The sequence below is a fragment of the Streptomyces cucumeris genome (assembly GCF_024295805.1).
Taxonomy (GTDB): domain Bacteria; phylum Actinomycetota; class Actinomycetes; order Streptomycetales; family Streptomycetaceae; genus Streptomyces; species Streptomyces cucumeris.
In genome coordinates this window covers 1-20,021 of sequence record NZ_JANCLX010000066.1, presented here as the reverse complement: position 1 = coordinate 20,021, position 20,021 = coordinate 1, and the positions used below count along the sequence as shown (strand labels likewise).

At 66.5% G+C, this 20,021-nt stretch carries 14 protein-coding genes and 7 pseudogenes; 13 read left to right on the top strand and 8 right to left on the bottom strand.

Annotated features, from left to right (window positions below; all coding sequences use genetic code 11):
* From NMK44_RS41380 to NMK44_RS41370, 3 genes are all read right to left on the bottom strand, one after another.
* Window positions 1–361, bottom strand: a 361-nt coding sequence (locus NMK44_RS41380) for a hypothetical protein (protein ID WP_254753281.1), incomplete at its 3' end; no start/stop codon positions are given.
* 1,006 nt (window positions 362–1,367) lie between these two features.
* The gene (locus NMK44_RS41375; RefSeq protein ID WP_254753279.1) at window positions 1,368–2,027 is read right to left on the bottom strand and encodes an HNH endonuclease family protein; all 660 of its coding nucleotides are present in this window, start codon (window positions 2,025–2,027) and stop codon (window positions 1,368–1,370) included.
* A gap of 387 nt (window positions 2,028–2,414) precedes the next feature.
* Window positions 2,415–3,223 (bottom strand): IS5 family transposase gene (locus tag NMK44_RS41370; RefSeq protein ID WP_254753277.1). Its coding sequence is split into 2 segments (ribosomal slippage): window positions 2,415–2,884 and window positions 2,884–3,223, totalling 810 coding nucleotides; the frame shifts between segments, so codons are not numbered across the junction.
* Between the two features lie 264 nt (window positions 3,224–3,487).
* On the opposite strand from NMK44_RS41370, the gene NMK44_RS41365 reads away from it, so the two are divergent.
* From NMK44_RS41365 to NMK44_RS41345, 5 genes and pseudogenes are all read left to right on the top strand, one after another.
* Window positions 3,488–3,937 (top strand): hypothetical protein, encoded by a 450-nt coding sequence (locus NMK44_RS41365; protein ID WP_254753275.1) that lies wholly within the window; start codon window positions 3,488–3,490, stop codon window positions 3,935–3,937.
* Window positions 3,938–4,038: 101 nt separating this feature from the next.
* The gene (locus NMK44_RS41360) at window positions 4,039–4,311 is read left to right on the top strand and encodes a hypothetical protein (protein ID WP_254753273.1); all 273 of its coding nucleotides are present in this window, start codon (window positions 4,039–4,041) and stop codon (window positions 4,309–4,311) included.
* Window positions 4,312–4,655: 344 nt separating this feature from the next.
* Complete coding sequence (locus tag NMK44_RS41355; RefSeq protein WP_254753271.1) at window positions 4,656–5,024, top strand: hypothetical protein; 369 nt, start codon at window positions 4,656–4,658, stop codon at window positions 5,022–5,024.
* A pseudogene (locus NMK44_RS41350) lies at window positions 5,021–5,292 on the top strand (nucleotidyl transferase AbiEii/AbiGii toxin family protein); the annotation flags it as partial. The gene NMK44_RS41355 and the pseudogene NMK44_RS41350, both read left to right, overlap by 4 nt.
* Window positions 5,293–5,664: 372 nt before the next feature.
* Window positions 5,665–6,385 (top strand): annotated as a pseudogene (locus NMK44_RS41345) (NF041680 family putative transposase); the annotation flags it as partial.
* A gap of 320 nt (window positions 6,386–6,705) precedes the next feature.
* Here the strand turns inward: NMK44_RS41345 and NMK44_RS41340 are convergent.
* Together NMK44_RS41340 and NMK44_RS41335 are read right to left on the bottom strand one after the other, a co-directional pair.
* Window positions 6,706–7,059 (bottom strand): annotated as a pseudogene (locus NMK44_RS41340) (transposase); the annotation flags it as partial.
* A gap of 23 nt (window positions 7,060–7,082) precedes the next feature.
* Window positions 7,083–8,722 (bottom strand): annotated as a pseudogene (locus NMK44_RS41335) (ISAzo13 family transposase).
* 89 nt (window positions 8,723–8,811) lie between these two features.
* Here NMK44_RS41335 and NMK44_RS41330 point away from each other — a divergent pair.
* From NMK44_RS41330 to NMK44_RS41305, 6 genes and pseudogenes are all read left to right on the top strand, one after another.
* Window positions 8,812–9,303, top strand: a pseudogene (locus NMK44_RS41330) (IS701 family transposase); the annotation flags it as partial.
* A gap of 606 nt (window positions 9,304–9,909) precedes the next feature.
* The gene (locus tag NMK44_RS41325) at window positions 9,910–11,286 is read left to right on the top strand and encodes an MFS transporter (RefSeq protein ID WP_254753267.1); all 1,377 of its coding nucleotides are present in this window, start codon (window positions 9,910–9,912) and stop codon (window positions 11,284–11,286) included.
* A 20-nt stretch (window positions 11,287–11,306) separates the two neighbouring features.
* The gene (locus tag NMK44_RS41320; RefSeq protein ID WP_254753265.1) at window positions 11,307–12,089 is read left to right on the top strand and encodes an IclR family transcriptional regulator; all 783 of its coding nucleotides are present in this window, start codon (window positions 11,307–11,309) and stop codon (window positions 12,087–12,089) included.
* Window positions 12,086–12,295 carry a hypothetical protein gene (locus NMK44_RS41315; RefSeq protein ID WP_254753263.1) on the top strand — a complete coding sequence of 70 codons (210 nt, stop codon included), beginning with the start codon at window positions 12,086–12,088 and terminating at the stop codon, window positions 12,293–12,295. Before NMK44_RS41320 ends, NMK44_RS41315 begins: the two co-directional genes overlap by 4 nt.
* Window positions 12,296–12,562: 267 nt before the next feature.
* A complete protein-coding gene (eda, locus tag NMK44_RS41310; RefSeq protein ID WP_254753283.1) occupies window positions 12,563–13,237 on the top strand; it encodes a bifunctional 4-hydroxy-2-oxoglutarate aldolase/2-dehydro-3-deoxy-phosphogluconate aldolase in 675 nt (224 codons plus the stop codon).
* Window positions 13,227–14,180 (top strand): sugar kinase, encoded by a 954-nt coding sequence (locus tag NMK44_RS41305; RefSeq protein ID WP_254753261.1) that lies wholly within the window; start codon window positions 13,227–13,229, stop codon window positions 14,178–14,180. Before eda ends, NMK44_RS41305 begins: the two co-directional genes overlap by 11 nt.
* A gap of 186 nt (window positions 14,181–14,366) precedes the next feature.
* Here NMK44_RS41305 and NMK44_RS41300 read toward each other — a convergent pair whose 3' ends face one another.
* The 3 genes and pseudogenes from NMK44_RS41300 to NMK44_RS42965 all read right to left on the bottom strand — a co-directional run bounded on the left by NMK44_RS41300 (window position 14,367) and on the right by NMK44_RS42965 (window position 17,656).
* Window positions 14,367–15,656, bottom strand: coding sequence for a SpoIIE family protein phosphatase (locus NMK44_RS41300; protein ID WP_254753259.1), 1,290 nt, complete (start codon window positions 15,654–15,656; stop codon window positions 14,367–14,369).
* Between the two features lie 129 nt (window positions 15,657–15,785).
* Window positions 15,786–16,322 (bottom strand): PAS domain-containing protein, encoded by a 537-nt coding sequence (locus NMK44_RS41295; RefSeq protein WP_254753257.1) that lies wholly within the window; start codon window positions 16,320–16,322, stop codon window positions 15,786–15,788.
* Between the two features lie 257 nt (window positions 16,323–16,579).
* Window positions 16,580–17,656: pseudogene (locus NMK44_RS42965) on the bottom strand (IS630 family transposase).
* Between the two features lie 77 nt (window positions 17,657–17,733).
* On the opposite strand from NMK44_RS42965, the pseudogene NMK44_RS41280 reads away from it, so the two are divergent.
* Both NMK44_RS41280 and NMK44_RS41275 read left to right on the top strand, forming a co-directional pair.
* Window positions 17,734–18,814 (top strand): annotated as a pseudogene (locus NMK44_RS41280) (ISL3 family transposase); the annotation flags it as partial.
* 842 nt (window positions 18,815–19,656) lie between these two features.
* A complete protein-coding gene (locus NMK44_RS41275; RefSeq protein WP_254753253.1) occupies window positions 19,657–19,848 on the top strand; it encodes a hypothetical protein in 192 nt (63 codons plus the stop codon).
* The last annotated feature ends 173 nt before the right edge of the window (window positions 19,849–20,021 follow it).

Here is a 20,021-nt window from a genome sequence, read left to right as displayed (position 1 = left end):
GATTGGTGAAGCGCAGCGCCCACTTATTGGTACACCGGCCCTTTGCTCCGTGCCTGGTGATCGTGGTCTCGAAGAAGGACTCGCCGAGCTTCCAAGAGTTGACTGGGGCGAGCTTTTTCGTGGGAAACTTCGATTCGTGCTGCTTGCAGGAGCCGCTCTTGCTGGCCTTGCCGCCGATGAATGCCTTCTTGCCGTCACCCCAGAGACGGTAGGCAGAGACGTCCGCCTGATTGCCCCATGAAGGCAGGCCCGTTTCGCCGTAGCTGTAGTTGATGGCGACGATGTCGGCTGATCCCGTCAACCGTCTCTGGCCGTTGACGGTGCGATAGGTCGTGTAGCGGATTCCGGAGACCAGGCACACAGACGTACGCGTGCCCCTGAGCTCCTCCGCACACCAACTCGGCGGATTCACACCTGCCCTCAGTCCACGTCCTCTGCGGACCTGATGTGGCATCTCAGAATCCGAGATCGCACGAGTGCAGCTCTCTTTCCCCCCAGCGTCCAAAGCGGAACAGCTCTCACCCATCTGGACGCTGCTGCGCTGCCCAGGCTTCACTGAAGGCCCCGCAGCGGGACCCGACACGGGAACCGGCCGAGGCTTCACGTACTGCGATCTGACTTCCTGATGCCCACTCAAGGGCGCAGCGCCCACTGGTTCAGCTGGAAGTGTCACGGCCAGAGCAGCCGCCGCAGACACAGCGGATAACAGAAATGTCCTCAAATGCAAAACAACCCCTCCCCCTGAAAATGGAGGCTGCCCATGTGAGCCCCCATCAGATGCCGCGATCCCATCACGGCCACCAGAGCAGTAACAGGCAACTATCAGCCACCAATAGTTCTCAGGAGATACCAGCCAATGTCCCCAAGCCGCATCCACAACGGCGCGTCGGCTTGACCTACCCAATAGCACCGAATAGAGATTCGTTAAAATCAAAAACAAAGGCATCGCTGCGGGCGCACATGTACCGCCGCGGACCCATCCGGTTCGGAGCTCTGCGGCGTCGGCGAATCGCGACGACGAGCTGGCGCTCGACGTCGTCCAAGCGGGCCGGGCTCGCCACCGAAACCGCAGCGCCGCCACGCAGGAAGCCCCGGCCTGCGCCGACAAGCCGCTCCGACAGAAGCCAGCCGCGGCAGGCGCACGCAGACCTGTGGGAGCACCGCCAGAGCCGGGCCGTCACAGCCCAGCAGCAGGCTGACGCCGAAGAACGCGAGCGCCAGAAGCAGGAGCGCCGCCGCCAAGAGCAGGAAGCGAACCGCGTCCTGACGACGCCCAACCCGCCGGGTGAAAACCGAGCCGAGAGATCGGGGTCAAACCCGCGGGCAGGTCACCTCTGCTCAGATGGAGGCGACCTGACCACAAGACGTCAGCGGGCTAGCACGACTGTGATCTCCGCGTCCGGGCAGCCGTCAGCCAGCCGCTCCAGCGCGTCGACCTCCGCCGGGTCTGCCGTCAGCTCCCAGCGCGTCTTGACCGCCGTCCACTCGGTCACATACCGGCACACCGCTCCACCATCTGACGGCAACCATTCCGCCGGATCCTGATCCGCCTTACTGCGGTTCTCCCGCGCAGTCACCGCAACCAGAGCCCTCGAGTCCTCCAGGTCGTTGGCGTACGCCTGCCGCTCGGCCGGCGACCAGGCCGAGGCGCCTGAGTCCCAGCTTTCAGCCAGGGGAACCATGTGGTCGATGTCCAGGGCGCGGGCCGCCGTCTGGTCGGTGTCGTCGTAGTAGCTGTGCCACACGCCGCCGGAGATGCTGCACCTCGGGCCGACCGTCGGCGACAGGGTCGCTTCCTCCAACAGCACTTCCGCGCGTGTGTTGCAACCGTCCCGGTCCGCGTCCACCCAGTGCCGGAATTTGTCGCGTTCGTACCCGTCGCGGGACTCGGCTGCCACTGGGAGGTCGGCGATGGCCTGTGTGAGTGTCGTCGTCACGGTGTCGCCGGGTTCCGCCGCAGCGGGCACAGCAGGGAGGACGAGTGCCGCCGCGGCGGCCCCGACGACGAGTAATGCCTTCAGGTTCATCCGGCCAGTAGTAGCGGCGACCACCTGAAGGTCACTTGACGCAGCCGTCTTGTGATCTGGTAGGGGGCATTGGACCGACTCATCGAACTCCATAGGGCTGCCGACACGGAGCCCGTCAAGTTCCTTGGCCCGGCGGCGACGAGCGCACCGCACGAATGGAACCTGGTCTGAGAGTCGCCTTGGCCATGCTCACCCATACTCCCTTCCCGTCGTCCGCGCCGACGAGGCCACCCGGCCCCGGAAGGCCGGTCCCACTCACCAACAGTGAGATCCAGCGACTGTTTTTCACGACGCTTGTCGTCCGACCTGTGCTGTGTGCGATGCAGCCCAACGGCTCCACTGGTCCCCGGGCAGTGCCGCCACCGGGCCCGGTCATAACTGATCATTTCAGAATGAGGTTCGGAGGCGTCTCAAGCAGATGATGCTGCAGGCGAGTTGGAGTAGCCCGAGGTGGAGGTCGGCTCGTATCTCGTAGCGGGTGCGGAGGCGTTTGAACTGGTGGAGCCAGGCGAAGGTTCGCTCGACGACCCATCTGGTCTTGTCCAGGCCGGATCCGTGGGCGGTGCCCTTGCGGGCGATCTTCGGTGTGATGCCGCGGGCGCGGAGCAGGCGTCGGTACGTGTCGTAGTCGTAGCCTCGGTCGGCGAACAGCCGTCGAGGTCGGTGACGTGGTCGGCCGACCAGGCCGCGGATGCGGGGTATCGCGTCCAGCAGGGGTATGAGCTGGGTGACGTCGTGACGGTTTCCGCCGGTCAACGACACGGCGAGAGGTGTTCCGTGCCGGTCGGTGATCACATGGTGCTTGCTGCCGGGCCGGGCGCGGTCGACCGGCGAAGGTCCGGTGTGAGCCCCCCTTTGAGGGCGCGGACGTGCGAGCCGTCGACCGCAGCGTCCTCCAGGTCCAGGAGTCCGGCCTTGCGGAGTTCCGTGAGGAGGATCCCGTGCAAGCGAGGCCAGACGCCGGCCCCGGTCCAGTCCCGCAGACGCCGCCAACACGTCACCCCGCTGCAGCCGATCGTCGCGGTCGGCACGTCCGCCCAGGTCACGCCCGTGCGCAGGACGTAGATGATCCCGCGCAGAGCCGCACGGTCATCCGCCGGCAGCCGGCCCGGATACCGCCTACGCCGCGGCGGACGAGGCGGGAGCAACGGGGCGACACGATCCCACGGATCATCAGGCACAAGATCATCCGACACCCGCAGAACTCTGCCGCCCACCAGCCCAACTGCCAAGCCTGTGAGCCAAACTCATTCTGAAACGCTCAGTAAGTCATCCCTTGCCCGCCGGTAGGCCGTGAACCAGATATGAAGATCACGATCTACAACTGGAGTAATGACTTCATAAATCAGTTTGTGTAAACAGAAAGTATCGGCGTGTCTTATTCCGGGCTCTCGCGCCTCAGAAGTCACATGTTTCACTTGCGTGTGTCAGAAAGTCATCACGACTACGGAAGAGTGATCATGAAGATCGCGCGACGACTCCTCGTAGGGGCCACCGCAGTAGCCTTAGGTATTCTTGGCATGTCGGCGGTACCATCACAGGGTGCCGAAATGCCGAAGGCCGGCGTTCACTCGGCGGCGTCGGTACAAGCGCCCACGGGCAAGTGGAAGGTGCACACTACTTTCTTCGCGAAGGACGGCTCGGACGTGCCCCTTCGGCAAGGAACCGGGACGTGGGGTTACAAGCACATCCAGGAAGATCATCCGCAGCCCGACAGCTCTCTGTACGGCTGGATAGATGAGACCCTCAAGAACGGGACACCCAAGCCTGACCACAATGATCCCAGCAAGCGTGTCGTCAGGTGGCGCCTGGCCAAGGGTGTGATGTTCAGGGTGGTCTTCTCCGAAAGGGAGTACAGCGATTCTCACGACGGCCGACCTAGGGGCATAATCACTGCATTCAAGGAATGAGTGGACCAGGGCTTAGGGGTTTAGCAGTGGAACTTACGACACACGGCGGGCTGAGCCCGGACGAATGGCTCGCACAATTCCAGCCAGCCGCAGAAGCCAGCATGCGCAGCCAGTTCGCCACAGAAGAAGACCGTGGCACCTTGCGTGAATTTGACTTCGCTAGCCGCGAGGACGGGGTCTGGGCAACCGTGTCGTTTTCCATGGTCAGCTGTCCCGGGATCACCTTCATCCGCAGCCAGAGGGTTATGCCTGATCTGAGTGCGGATGAGGATCCCGACTTCGCCGCGATGCTTTTCGGAACCCACCTCATCGAGTGGTTCTACACGAAGGCCAGGAAAAAGACCCCTGACGCCGATGGCATCATTCGGAACTGACCTGCGGATCGACCCCCTGGACCGCTGTCGAAGCGCTGTCTTCATCGAGCGTTCGCGCCTCCAGCACGAGGAGATGCGATCCAGCCCGACCTTGCGTAGCGGTCTGCCGGCTCCGCTGGCAGACCGCTACGCGTTGGCTGATGGGTGCAGGAAGCCGAAGCCACTGGCCTGTCGGGTGGACCCCGGGTTCCTCTACTCCGGGCTGGTGCAACCCCCGGAGAACCGGTCATGCCAGTCCCTCGGCTGGCGACACCGGCGGCGACCCGCCGTAGGCACTGGACCCACGGGACGTCGGCATGACGGTGAGCTGCCTTCCCACTGACAGACTGCGCCATCCTGATCCCATGTCTGCCCTGCCTGCCGCCGAACCGTCGCCGTCCGCTGCCGAGGTGCTGCGAGAGCGCTACGCCCGCAGGCTGCCCGACTCGCTCGACGAGCTGGCCGGCCCGGCGCACGGCACGGTCCAGCTGCCGCTCCACGTGGCCTGGTCAGGGCTGACACGGTTCGATCTGGATCGGCCGCGGTCGCGGATGAGCATGTACCGCACCGTGCTGGCCGAAGAACAGCACGACGACCTGATCGGCCTGCTCGATCAAGACCTCCTGGTCGACCAGTGGCCGGTCCTGCGCACGCTGATCAGCCGCGCCGTCCGAGACGTGTGGGAAGCGGCGTTCCCCGAGCTGGCTTCGGCCCGCCCGGCAGCCGCGGCGTGAACCTCAGCCCCCTTCACCGCCAGCTCCTCACCGACGTCCTGGCCATCGGCACCCCCTACCGCTGGTCATCACCGGCGGGTACGCCCTCCAGGCGCACGGCCTGGTCGACCGGCTCAGCCAGGACCTCGACGTCGCCACGGAGAACCCCGCCCCCATGGCGGACATCACCCACGCTCTCACCGCCGGGCTGACCGACCGCGGCTGGCATGTCAGTGAGATCGGCGTGGACCCGCTCTCTGGCCGCCTCATCGTCACCGACCCGACCACGTTGGCATCGGTATCTGCCGATCGCTGACATGTTCAAGCCCGGACCATGATCTAAGCCACCGTTGTCTCACCGCCAGCGCTTCCATGACGCTCGTTCCCCATGACAAGACGAAGCCGTGCTGGTACACCACACCGTTCCGACCTCGGCCGCGGTGAGTGGAGCGATAGGGGGCCAGCAGAGGTGGCTTGGCTCCGGACTTCCGATGGTGCCTGGTGCCCAGTCGATGAGGTGATGTTGCATAGGCGCGGAGGAGACCGCCGGGGCGAGGCTCGGGTTGAGGTGTCGCAGGCGCTCCGGCGGTTGGAGGGCGAACTGCTGGCGGCTACGGCAGGCGTGGGACAGTGCAGTCCTTCTCTCCGCCGAACGCAGAGTGGCGAGTTCGTCTTCGGTGACCCCGCCACCTGGGGCGCCGAGCAGGCCGTGACGGTCACCGACACCCGCCTCTACGGCAAAGCGACCGCGCAGGCATGGGACCGGCTGCACCCCAGGCTCACCCGGCGGGCAGCCTGGCTCGACCACGACGGACCGCTGCCCCTCATCGAGGGCACCGTCATCCGCCTGGCCATGGAGCGGCTGCCGTCCGGCGGGGTGAACAAGCTGGTCTGGCTGTGGTGGTCGGGCACCGGCGCCAGCGCTGCGGACGTCGACCGCTGCTGGCAGTCCTTCCTCCACCGCTTCGACATCGAGCACACGTTCCGCCTGTTCAAGCAGACACTCGGCTGGACCAAACCCCGGATTCGCAGCTCGGAAGCGGCCGACCGGTGGACGTGGCTCGTGATCGCCGCCTATGCCCAGCTCCGGCTAGCCCGCCCACTGGCCACCGACCTCCGGCGCCCCTGGAAGAAGCCGGCTGAGCCGAACAGACTCACACCCGCCCGCGTCCGGCGGGGGTTCAGGAACCTGCGCACGAAGACCGGCTCTCCGACCGGTGCGCCGAAACCGTCCCGGCCAGGTCCCGGTCGGTCGACCTCCCGGCTCGAAGAACCGTCGCATGGCCACTCGACACGAGGTGGGACGCGTCCTCGCCACCAGTGAGGCATACAGTCGGCCCGCCCACCACAAGGTCGGCACCAAACCCCGCAGGGCAGGCTGACAAGCAACATGAAGGTCAGCACACTGAGCACATGCGTTATGAGGAGAGGATGAAGCTCACCGTCGTGAGGGCCCTGGTCCCGGTGACCATGCTCATCTTCTCACCGATGCTGCTGATAGCCGGAACGCCGATCCGCCGCCGATACCTCCGCTACGTCTACCGGCATGGGCCCCGCAGGATTCTGGACAAGGAGCGGGGCTGGGTCAGCGTCCACTACTTCGTGATCACCAGCCGCCTTCTCGAATGGTTCTGCCAGCCCACAGAAATGCTCGCACGTCTCGCCTCACGCCGAGGTTAAACGTCAAGCTGAGGGCAGAAGCGACGGGGTGGTCGAGTGCCCAGCAGGTGACGACCGCGTCGTGCCGGGCGATGGCCATGACGTGGAAGACATCGGCCTGTTCCATCTCGGACCGCCAGCCCCTTGCTGAAACCGTAGGCGGCACCGCCGTCACCCAGCCGAACGGAATCCTGTCAGCGATGGCCCGGCGGACCATCGCCTTGGCCATCGCCACCTTCGTCTCGAAGGCGACGCTGTCATCGATACCCGCCTGCCGGCACCGCTCGCGGTCATCCGTCCACGACGTGGGCAGATACAGCCGCCGGTCGATCAGCGTGCGTCCGCGGCACGTCGCATAAGCGAGGAACACCCCGATCTGAGAGTTCTCTGTGCGGCCGGGGGCCTGTGTCTGAATAACTGTCAGGTTTGATCTGTGCAGGTGTTGTCGCGTGATGGTAGGCGGGCTTGTAGTTGGGTGAGGGTGCGGGCTGGGGTTCCGGGCAGTGGAGTGACCGCGACGCGGTGCAGGTCCAGGAGCCGGTGGCCGTCTTGGAACTGGTTGGACAGATTAGTGCGGGTGACGTTCAGGAGCTGGGCCAGAAGTGTGCTGGTGGCAGCTCTGCGGCGGCGTAACAGTGCTGTCAGTAGACGGTGGTAGTGGTCAAGGCTGCTGGTCTGGGGGTGGAGGTAGCTGCGTGGGCGGTGGAAGCGTCGTTGGAATGCCGCCTCGGCAAGGGCGTCCCAGTACGGTTCCGAAACGGCGACCAGGTGGTCGAAGTCGGAACGTGACATGCCGGTCAGGGCCGGGGCGCTGAGCATCGCGGTCAAGGCCGGATCGATCCGCCGGCGGCTCGGCGCCTGCTTGGGCAACCGGGGTGCGACCGGTGCCAGGGTGTAGTTCCAGTCGCCGCGGAAGGCATGGGGTGTGATCGGCAGGGCACGGAACTCGGCCGCCGTGACTGTACTGCCCAGGTCATATCGGCCGGTATCGAGTTCGGCTCCGAGCTTGAGCCCGGTGCGAGTGGTCGTGGCGGCGATCGTCTCGATGACAGTCTCGTAGCTGGTCAGGGGTCTGCCCCGCCAGTTCGCGGTGATGTGGCAGAACATTCGGTGTTCGATCTTGTTCCACTTCGATGTTCCGGGTGGGAAGTGGCAGACGGTGATCTCGAGTCCGCTTTCCAGGGCGAAGGCGGCGAGGTGCTTCTTCCATGTCCAGCGGCGGGGGTCGTTGGAGCCGCCGCAGTCAGCGGTGATCAGCAGCCGGCCGGCGTCCGGGTGGTCGTCCCGTCCGCGCTGTCGCCACCAGCGGCGGATGGACTGCACGGCGAACTCGGCCGTGTCGTGGTGGGTGCCGACGTTCACCCAGCCGGTGTTGCGGGCGATGTCGTAGACCCCGTAGGGGATGACAACGGGCTGGTCGCTGGTGATGAACGTGTGGCAGTCGACACGAATGGGGCTCTTGCCCGGACGCCAGGTGCGGCCGGGCCGGTCGCGGTTGCCCAGCCACTCCTTGGCCTTGGTGTCGACGCTGATCACCGGCTGGCTGTCTGCGAGGAATGCGGTGGCGGTGGCGTTGATGTGCGTGAACTGGGCATCCCTGTCAGGATGGCTGGCGCCTTCCGTGGTTTTGGCGGTGCCCTGCAGGCTGTATCCCGCAGCATGCAGCAGGCGCCCGACGGTCGCCGCGCTGACGGGGTGGCCCTGAGCTGTCAGCGCCGCGGCCAAAGACCGCAGCGAGAGGGTGGTCCAGCGCAACGGGGAGACCGGATCGCCTCGGGTCGTTGGCTCGATCAGAGCCTCCAGCGCAGGCACCAGACCGGGGTCGGTGACCGTCAGCGGCTTGCGGCCGGCCCCTGGAGCCCGGATCCGGCCGACCGGCAAAGGGCGCCCAGACAGCTCGGTGGTCCCCGTGTGATGGTGGCTGTGCTGACGCCAGAGGCTACGGCCACCAGGGTGATCCCGCCGTGGCCAAGCGCGGCGGCCTCGCTGGCCAGGTAGATCCGCCGACGCCGTTCATCGAGATGAGGAAGGAACTGATCGAACTTCGCTCTCAAAGCCATAACCGAGGCCCGAGCGGACGTACCCGCAGTCACACCTCATTCTCCCGCCAACACCCCGACACTGAGCAGTAATTGAAATACAGGCCCCCGGGAAGATCGACAACTGTCAGCTGGGGGTGTTCCTGGCCTACGCCTCCATCAGAGGACGCGCGTTGATCGACCGCGAGCTGTATCTGCCCATCTCCTGGATCGAGGATCCGGCCCGCCGGGCGGACGCGAAGATCGGCGACGAGGTCACCTTCCGCACCAAGCCCGCCCTGGCCCGCGCGATGCTGGAGCGGGCCCTCGCCGCGAAGCTGCCCTTTCGCTGGGTGACCGGCGACGAGGTCTACGGCCAGGACCCCGTCCTGCGCGGCTGGCTGGCCGAACAGCAGCTGAGCTACGTGCTCGCGATCGCCTACAAGCACCGGTGCGGGCCACGCGGGCAAAACGCCCGCACTGTCTCGGCGATTCTGCCGGAACATGCCTGGGAGATCCGCTCCGCCGGTGACGGCGCCCACGGCCTGCGTGAATACGCCTGGGCCCTGGTCCCGCTGCCCGGCAAGGACGACGACGGCTTCGAAGACGCCCTGCTGATCCGAACGAGATCCGCCGCCTGCTGAGCAGATTCATCCACGCCGTCCGACACGAAGCGGCGCACATCCTGCACTGGTCACGCTGGCGACGCCGTCATCAACACCGCGCCCGCCTCAGCCACTACCGCCGCCGAGGCCACCGACCCCCGTAACTGCGGCTGCAGTATTAGCCGCGGATGTTAGGGGCTTAAAGAGGGCTTAAGAAAGACCTTCGCCTCATTGGTATGACTTTATGTCCCGCGAGGTAGCGGGATGCCTCGATGGGCCTGCGGGCTGCGATCAGGTCTTGGTCGGGCCGTCGACGCAAGCATCGCCGGACTCACTGGAAGGAACTCAGCCGTCGCTACCACGACAGGCGCGGATGGCCGACCATCGAAGAGATCACGCTGTTCGACCCGGAGAAGGTACGCACGACGCGCTATCGAATGGGAAGTGCCTTTGGCCAGGGAAGAAGTGTCGAAGCGCAGCACCGCCAACTTGCTGCGTCAGTTCCGCTGTGGGGGTTGCGCCACTCGATATTCAGCCATAGTCTCACCGACACACTTTTTGGGACGTAGATCCCGAAAAATGGGACGAGCTGTAACGGGTAACACTTCACCTCCCGAGGGACACATGGAAACCACACAGCCAACGGAACTTGCCAGCTCCCGTCCAGAAGCCGACCAGAGCACTGTCCGTCGGGCAGCCTGGGCGGGTCTGATAGGCACCGCGCTGGAGAACTATGACTTCGTCATCTACGGCACGGCGTCAGCGATCATCTTCAACAAGCTGTTCTTCCCGAACGTGTCGCCCGTGGTGGGCGTGCTGGCGAGCTTCGCGGCGTACGCCGTCGGCTTCGGCGCCAGGCCGCTGGGCGGGCTGTTCTTCTCAAGATTCGGCGACCGCCTGGGCCGCAAGTGGATCCTCATCGCGACGCTGCTGCTCATGGGCACCGCCACGCTGGCGATCGGCCTGCTGCCGACGTACGAGATGGTCGGGCTCTGGGCCCCGGCGCTCCTGGTGGCCTGTCGCTTTCTGCAGGGGTTTGGCGCTGGTGCCGAACAGGCTGGCGGCGCGATCCTGCTGACCGAGACAGCTCATCGTGACCGGCGCGGCCGCCTGTCGTCGCTGATCTTCGTTGGTGCCGCGGCAGGTAGCGCGCTGGGCGCTGTGATGTGGATGCTGGTACAGATGCTTCCCGATGAGCAGTTCGAGGCATGGGGGTGGCGCCTGGTGTTTCTCAACAGCATCTTCGTAACCGTCGCCGCATTGCTGATCCGGCGAAAGCTGCAAGAGAGTCCGGTGTTCCAGGAGCTCAAGCAGAACAGCCACGAGGCCAAGACGCCGGTGTCGCAGGTACTGCGCCACGGCAGGCGGCCGCTGGCCCGCGTGTTCTTCATGAACGTCGGCGCGAACGCGCACTCGTACATCTACCAGGTGTTCTTGGGGAGCTACTTGATCAACGTACTGGACACCAGCTCCAGGATCGTGCCGAAGGTGCTCCTTGTGGGGTCCTTGGTCGCGATGATCGCGGCGTACGTCGCCGGGTCTGCCAGCGACCGCTTCGGCCGCCGGCCTGTCTACCTGTTCATCACGGGTGTGCTGGTGCTGCTCCCCGTGCCGGCCTTCGTGCTGCTCAACACACGGGAGACCTGGGCTATCGTAGTGGTGATCGTCCTTGGTTTTGCCTTCGCGGCCCAGGGCACGGTGGGCGTCCAGGCCAGCTACTTCCCAGAACTGTTCGGGGCTCGGTACCGGTACGCTGGCGTCACCCTCGGCCGGGAGTTTTCCTCGGTCTTCGGCGGTGGAGTCGCCCCGATGATCGCTGCGGCGCTGCTCACGGCCTTCGCCGACTCCTGGTGGCCTGTGGCGGTGTACATGATGGCCATGATGTTGATCAGCTTCGCCGCCACCCTGATGTCCCCGGAGACACGCGGCCGCGACCTTGGTGTCTTCGAAGATGCCGCGGTCAAGCCGCAAGATACAGCGCTGCCCGGGCGAAGCGACTGACCCGACTCGGAAGGATGGGCATGACTAACAAACCGGACGCGCGGCCGGGAGACGTCAGCGGTACCCCCTTGGACAAGGCTCTGGCGATCGTCGAGTACGTCGCCGAGGTGGGGGAGAGCGCACCGGCACAGATCAACGAACAGCTGGGTATCAGCCGCAGTGCGACCTATCGGCTGGTGGAACGGCTGCGCAGCGCGGGCTGGCTGGAGGAGTCCCCGGCCAGTGGCACCGTCCGGCTCGGCAGTCATGCCTTGTCCGTCGGGATGCTGGCGGTCGGCCGGGCCAACATTCTGCAGGTCGCCCCGCCGTATCTGCGCCGTCTGGCCCAGCTGTCCCAGGAGACGGTGAACATGGCCGTCGCGCGCGGAGACTTCATGGCCTACGTCGCGCAGGAGGAGGGCCCGGCCGCCGTCAAGGTCACCGCCCAGCTCGGTACGCGCCGCCCGATGAACTGCAGCGCCCTGGGCAAGGCGTACCTGGCGGCCCTGCCGGAGGGCACTCTTCGGCAACGGCTGCAGTCCCTGGAGTACCAGCGGCTGACCGAGCATTCGATCACCGACCCCGAGCAGCTGTGGCAGGAGATCCAAACGACCCGTGAGCGTGGCTATGCCATCGACGCGGCGGAGGTCGAGCCGGGCGTCGCGTGTGTCGGTGCTGTCATCCGCGACCACCGTGGTGATCCGGTCGCGGCCGTCTCTGTTGCTGGCCCGGCTGAACGTATGCCGGCCAAGGAGGCCGAGATCGCCCCTTTGTTGATCGAAACAGCCAATGACATCTCGAAGCGATTGGGTTACCTGAAATGAGCGACATCACGCGCGCCGACGGGGCCGTGGGACTTCGGCCCGGGAGCGTGGTCATCACTGACTGCGACCATGACACCATCGCGCCGGAGCAGGCGGTACTCAGCGATCCGCGTGTCCAGCTGCGGCTGGCTTCCTGCAAGACTGGCCAGGACATCATCGACCAGGCGTCGGACCAGGTCGCGCTCTCGCCGTCCATGACCGGGTGATCCTGACGCCACACGCGGCCTGGTACTCGGAGGAGTCGTTCGTGACCCTCAAGAACGAGGTGGCCCACGAGGCCCTGCGCGGCGAGCGTCCGCGCTGCCCCGTCAACAACCCCGCGGAGGCACAGCGATGACCATGCAAGCACTCGTGTGGACCGGCAACCACAACGTCACCGTCCGCGATCAGCCACAGCCCATACCGTCCGACTGCGTTTCGGGTTTTGTGCTGCCCATCGGCGGTGGGTGGCTGGGCCGATGACTTCCTTGGACGTGTACACCGTGCTCCGGCGCTGCTCGATCGTTCCCGTCATTGTGATCGACAGTGAGGACAGCGCCGAGCCGCTCGCCGATGCCCTCCTGGCGGGAGGCATCGGCTGTGCGGAGATCACTTTCCGAACGGCAGCCGGTCAGCGGGCAATTCGGCGGATCGCCGACCGGGATGACTTCGTCGTCGGCGCGGGGACGGTCGTCAATGCCGACCAGGTGGACCGCGCGGTGGAAGCAGGTGCACGCTTCGTCGTCAGTCCCGGTCTCGGGCTCGACGTCGTCGAGCGGGCCCAGCAGCACGGCGTTGCCGTATTTCCCGGCGTCGCGTCCGCAACCGAGGTACAGGCCGCGATTAGTGCAGGGCTGTCGGCGGTGAAGCTCTTCCCCGCCGAGCAGCTCGGCGGTCTCGCGCTGATCAACGCACTGGCCGGCCCCTTCCCCGACATGCGGTTCTTCCCCAGCGGGGGTATCCGCCCCGAGACCGCCCGCGACTACCTCGACCACCCTGCCGTGTTCGCCGTCGGCGCGAGCTGGATTGTGCCGCGAGCAGACATTGCAGCCGGCCGGTTCGACCGCGTGGAGAAGCTGACGCGCGCAGCGGTGACGGCGATGGCATCCCCCGCACGACTTCCTCGAACGCCCCACGCAGCACAGCAGGAGACGCCCGATGCAAGATAAAGGCCCTGTCGTCACTCTCGGCGAGACGATGGCACTCATGTACTCCGACCGTCCAGGGCCACTTCAGCACGCGCATGAGCTGAAGCTGGGCATCGGCGGCGCTGAGAGCAATGTCGCGGTGGGGCTTTGCCGGCTCGGCACGCCGGCAGCCTGGATCGGACGCGTCGGACACGACAGCCTTGGCGAACGCGTGACCCGTGAACTGCGCGCAGAAGGCATCGACGTCCACGCCGTCGTCGATGGCGTCGCACCAACAGGCGTCATGATCAAAGAACAGCGGACCACGGAAAACGCTCACGTCTGGTACTACCGCGTCGGCAGCGCCGGAAGCCGCCTCGCCACAACCGACCTCCCACGTAACGCCATGGCCTCCGCAGCCCTGCTGCACGTCACGGGCATCACACCCGCCTTGTCCGACTCCGCCCACGCAGCCGTCATGACGGCCATCGAGCAGGCGGCTGCTCGTGTTGTCCCCGTCTCCTTCGACGTCAACCACCGCACATCCCTGTGGCGCGGGCGAGACGCGACTCCCGTCTACCGGGAGATGGCCCGTCATGCGACGGTTCTCTTCGCCGGCGAGGACGAAGCGCGGCTCATCGCCCCTGACGAACGGAGCGTGCCTGAACTCGCCGAGGCCATCGCCGCGACGGGACCATCACAGGTCGTGATCAAGCTCGGGGCCCGCGGATGCTACGCCCTCATCGACGGCACCGCGTACGAACGCGACGCGGTGCCGGTTCAACCCGTCGATACCGTAGGCGCGGGCGACGCATTCGTTGCGGGCTATCTGGCCGAGTTCGTCAGCGGACACGACGTGGCCACCCGCCTGACAACAGCCGTGACCGCCGGTGCGTTCGCCTGTCTGGCCCACGGCGACTGGGAAGGACTGCCGCGCCGCGCGGAGCTGGCGCTGCTCGGCAGATCAGAGCCCGTCACCCGATGAGCCGCGGCGCCTCCCGGTTGCACCAATGGTCACTTTACGGTCTCAGGCCCCGGCCCCTCCCCACGCCAGGCTCCGGTGCAGGGCGCCGCTGTCATACGGCCGCACGACCTCTGCCCAGATGATCTTGCCGTCAACCGAGTAGCGTGCGCCCCAGCGACGTGCGAGCTGGGAGACAATGTACAGACCTCAGCCGCCCTCGTCCGTGGTGCGAGCATGACGCAGATGCGGCGACGTACTGGTTCCGTCCGCGACCTCGCAGATCAGCGCGGTCGACTGACGGATCAGCCTGAGGCTGCACGGATCCACCCCGTACCGGATCGCATTGGTGACGCGTTCGCTGACGATCAGTTCCGTGGTGAATACCAGCGCGTCCAGACCCCAGGCGCTCAGTGCCTCGGCCACCAGCGAACGGGCACGCGCCACCTCCATCGGATCGCGTCGAAGGTCCCACGTGAGGACCTGGTCGTCACCGAGCCGCTGCGGCCGCGCCAGCAGGAGCACCAGGTCGTCGTCGCTGAATCCGCGTTCCATGGCGGTCAGCACGTCGTCCGCCGCGTCCTCGAGGCCTGCCCGTGCGAGCGCGAGCTCAAGCCACTTCTCCGCTGCCTCGAAATCGTCCCCGCCGGACCTCAGTAGCCCATCCGTGAAGAGGGCCAGAGTGCTGCCCTCGGGAACCTCGAACTCGACTGCCTCGAAGGGCAGCGTCCCGACGCCCAGAGGCGGGCCTGCAGGCAGTTCGAGCATGGTCACCCTCCCGTCCGGGGTGAGCATCGCCGGTGGCACGTGCCCGGCACGCGCCATGACGCAACGGCCGTTCGTCAGGTCCATCACCGTGTACAGACAATGCGCTCCCTCGGTTGCCGCGCTTCCGGTATCGGGTTGTTCGTCCACCAGACGCAGCACCAAGTCGTCGAGGTGGGCAAGGAGTTCGTCGGGCGGGAGGTCCATGGCGGCCAGCGAGTGGACGGCCGTACGCAGCCGCCCCATGGCGGCCACCCCATGAATGCCGTATCCCACCACGTCTCCGACCATCAGGGCTACGCGCGCCCCGGAAAGCCGAAGCACATCGAACCAATCCCCGCCCGCTCTGTCGTAGGCAGTGGCCGGAACGTAGCGGTGTGTCACCTCGATCGACTCGGGCACGTGGAGTTTCTGCGGCAGCATGGTGCGCTGGAGCGCGAGGACGCTGCCGCGTTCCCTCGTGTACCGCCACGCATTGTCCAGGCAGACGGCGGCGCGTGAGACGAAGTCCTCGGCCATCGTCAGATCGTCCGGATCAAAGGCGTCCCTGCCGTCGGAACGGCAGAACGTCGCCAATCCCAGCAACTGCCCCCGTGCCCGGACAGGAACCGCCATCATGGAGCGCATCCGCCAGGGCTCGTACATCTTCAGGCGGCGTGGGTCCTCAGCCGACCGGGTGCGGGCCTCCTCGGCGCCCACGAGCACCGCCCGGCCTTCCTGCGGAGCACGGCTCATCGGGGAGGACGCATAGCCGCGGCCGGTCCCCCAGCGCCGTGATCACCTCGGGATTGCCACCGCGCACGCTCAGGTGCGCTACGCGTCGGAGCAGCAGTCCGGCATCGCGGTCGGGGAACGCGGCGGACATCACTGCGCAGCACAGCCTCGAGGAGATCGACCACCGCCAGGTCCGTCATCCGGGGGACGGCGGCCTGTGTGCCGGAGGTCCAGCGTCGTGCCGATGAGCTTGCCCGAGTCCGTCAGGAGGTCCATACGCTCTTTGGTACGCCGCCGCTCCGTAATGTCGACGCCCGTGTAGCAGACACCGAGCACTCTGCCGTCCGAGTCCTCCAGGCGCAGCGCGGTGGCCGAGAAGGCGTGCATACGGTCGGGGTCAGCGGGGACGTAGCCTCGGTACTCGAACAGGCCCCGTGCTTCTCCGGTCGACAGCACTCTCCGCAACTCGTCCGCGAGCAGGCCGGGGGCAAGACGCGGCAGCACGTCCTCGACACTCCGGCCGATACGGTCGGCGAGCGGGACTCCGCTCATCCTGTCCATGGCACCGTTGGTCCAGACGAACTTCAGGTCGGTGTCGAGCACTCCGATGCCGAACGGCGCGTCCTTCAGAAAGCGCTCCACCGCGGCATGGCTGCGGCTCCACCACGGAGTGTCCGCGAGATCCACTGCCGACAGGTTCCACAGGAGTCCGCCGGCCGTCGCCAGCGGGAGTCCGTACACGCCGAGGGCCAGGCGCGTGCCGTCGCTGGAGTCCTGTGAGAAGCCGGGTGACGCCGGCTCCCGATGCGGGAGGGCTCGCCAGACCGCCGAGGAGCGTGGCCTTGTCGTCTTCCCCGGGGAGGAGGTCTGTCACGAGGCGGCCGAGCACGTCAGGCGCGCTCAGGCCGAAGAGCAGCGCGGCTGCCTCTACTGACTTCGACTCGTCAAGGTGACGCTGGGTCGTTGAGTGTCAGGCCGGTGCCGGCTATGAAGCCGTTGAGGGTGTCGGGGCCGGTACTGGAGGCGTTTGAGGCGGTTGCGTACGAGCGTTTCCAGGCGGTCGAGGGCTACGACGGCGAGGTTGGCCAGGCTGCGTTTCACGTGTGCCCACACGCCCTCGACGGGGTTGAGGTCGGGCGAGCAGGCGGGCAGCAGGAACACCGTCAGCCACTCGCGCTCGGCGATCAACTCACGCATGGTGTGGGAGACGTGGGTGTTCAGCCGGTCCCACACCAGCACGATCGGCGCCTTGACGAGCTGGTGGGTGCCGTCGATCAGCGCGATGGAGTCGCGCTCGCCCATGCTGCGGCGCTTGCCTTTGCCCGCGGGGTGGGTGCGCAGGCGGTGGCACAGCCGGGTGCGGGAACCTGGCTGCATGGCGATCAGTCCGGCGACCGACAGCCGTCCCGAGCGTCGCCCGCTCACCGTCACCTGCGGTGTGCGGCCGCGCCGGCCCCAGGTGCGTCCTTTGGGCGGCTGCCGGGTGAAGCCCGCCTCGTCCTCGAAGCAGATGTAACCTCCGCAGGCCGCCCGGGCTCTTTTACCTCCGCCCAGGTCGCCTCCTTCCACGCACTCACGGCCTGCTCATCACGCTCGGCCACCCGCCGCGCGGGCACCTGCGGGCTGAAGCCGAGCCGGTGCATGAGCCTCGCACCCGAGACGCTGTAGGAGACGTGGAACTTCCTGCCGATCAGCGTGGCCACCCGGGCGGCGGTCCACACCTGGTCCTCCACCCAGCCATGCGCAGCCGGACCCTGCTCCAGAAGCCCGGCCAACTTCTCCAAACAGCGCGGCGACAACCGACAACGACCCCCGCTCGGGCCGCGCGAGGCCAGAGCCCGCGCACCGCCCTCCCGCCATATCTGGTGCCACTGGTAGGCCGACTTCAAGCTCGCCCGCAGCCGCCATGCCACCTCCGGCGGCTTGATCTTCTCCTCGAACAGCTCGGCCGCCTGCATCCGAACCGCCTCCCGGCGCCGACGTCCCAAAGCGGTCAGCCCGCCCCGATCCGCATACCTCACACACCACGGGATACAGCCACCACTCCAGGCCCAACAGGGACTTAGAGAAAGATCACCCTAACGAGCCGAAGTCAGTACTCGCGGTGGGCCTGTCGCGTCACACGGCCCTGCGCGCGCTGCTGCGGATTCCGTTGCCCACCGGGCGGGTGCCCCGTGTGATCGGCGTCGACGACTTCGCTCTGCGCTGGCGGCACCGCTATGCCACCGTGATCATCGACACCGAGAGTCATGAGCGGATCGACGTGCTGCCCGGCCGCACCGCCGACACCCTGGAGGCGTGGCTGCGCGAGCATCCGGGCGTCGAGGTCGTGTGCCGTGATGGCTCGGCGACCCATGCTGAGGCGATCCGGCGCGCCCTGCCTGACGCGGTGCAGGTCGCGGACCGGTGGCATGTGTGGCACAACCTGTGCGAAGCCGCTCTGAGCGAGGTCAAGGCGCACAGCGCCTGTTGGGCCCCCTTGCTGGACGCACCCATCTACGACGGGCCCCGCGCCCGGACGACCCTGGAGCGCTGGCACCAGGTCCACGGCATACTTGAGAAGGGCGTCGGCTTGCTCGAATGCGCTCGCCGTCTCCAACTGGCCCTGAACACCGTCAAACGCTATGCCCGCGCCGACCGGCCCGAGCGCATGCTCCGCGTCCCCAAGTACCGCGCGAGCCTGGTCGACCCCTACCGGGAGCACCTGCGCAAACGCCGGGCCGAGGACCCCGGCGTCCCCGTCCAGCACCTCTTAGGGCCGCGCGGACGCCGACCGCAGCCACATCTCCCCACGCAGACTCGCCCGGATGATCCTCACCAGGCCCAACAACCTCAAGACCGAGCACCACGAGCTCCTTGCCAAACTCACCGCAGCCTGCCCGGAGATGACCCAACTGGCCATCATCATCAAGAACTTCGCCGAGCTCCTGACGCCTGGCGAAGGAATTGGCGACGGGCTCTCGCGCTGGATCGTCCACGTCCGAGCAGCCGATCTGCCCCATCTGCACTCCTTCACCCGGGGTCTGGAACGCGACCGCGACGCCGTGAGCGCCGCGCTCACCCTTCCGTACAGCAACGGACCCACCGAGGGCGTCAACACCAAGACGAAACGGATCGCACGCCAAATACACGGACGAGCAGGCTTCGCCCTCCTCCGCCACCGCATCCTCCTCGGATAGCAGTCACCCTCCGCTACCACCGAATATGAGACAGGGCCGAACGTTTTACAGTCCCCCGCTCGGCCGTAAGGGCTGCCACCGCGGCACGCCGTGTGGATGGCGATGTCGGCGTAGTCCTGGAGGCTGAGGGCCGCGCGGAAGTCTTGCGCGAGGCTCGTCGCTTCGAATCAGCCGACAGCCGCGCGAGGGCTCATCGACCGGGTCGGCGCGCCCTCGCCGACACCGGCCCCGGCAGATGACAAGGCGTTGCGGTCAAGCCAACCGACTGCGGTGGCAGCCGGCCGCACGCGGAACCCGCCTCCGCTCTTCACGTATGGGCCAGAAGAGACGCAAAAAGGAAATTTTATCACTACTGCCCATGTCGCGGGCGGAGTGCCAGAGCTGAACGAGCCGATGTTGATGCCTGGAGAAGAGCTCGGCTCACCCGCAGACCCACCGGCCGGCCAAGGTCGACCTCCGCAACGTGTTCAACGCGATCGAGCCCGCCAGCGGGGACGAGAAGCCCAAGCCCCGCACGAGTCGGGCACAGAAGTGGGCGCTACACCGCGCCGTCGTCCGAGTTGGCCCTTGCGGGCGCCCAAGCTGCACGTGGAGACGCTCGCCTGGACGGTGACGGCGAGGACCAGGAGAGCGGAACATCTCGCCTTCCTGGACGGTCGCTCCCACGTTCGGCGGCGTCGTGCAGCGCTTCCATCAGCTCTATCGCATCAACGACGACGCTCTTGAGTCGCCTGGGTTGCGCTGCTCGACACTCAGCCATACTCTGACGGCACATTTTCTGGGATACCGATCCCGAAAAATGGGACGGATTCCTCGGTGGCAGCACGCCTCCCGAGGGACGCGTGGAAACCATCGAGCCGACGGGGCTTGCCAGCTCCTCGTCCAGTAGCCAGCCAGAACACTGTCCGTCGGGCAGCGCGGCCGTCTCTGTTGCTGGCCCGGCTGAACGTATGCCGGCCAAGGAGGCCGAGATCGCCCCTTTGTTGATCGAAACAGCCAATGACATCTCGAAGCGATTGGGTTACCTGAAATGAGCGACATCACGCGCGCCGACGGGGCCGTGGGACTTCGGCCCGGGAGCGTGGTCATCACTGACTGCGACCATGACACCATCGCGCCGGAGCAGGCGGTACTCAGCGATCCGCGTGTCCAGCTGCGGCTGGCTTCCTGCAAGACTGGCCAGGACATCATCGACCAGGCGTCGGAC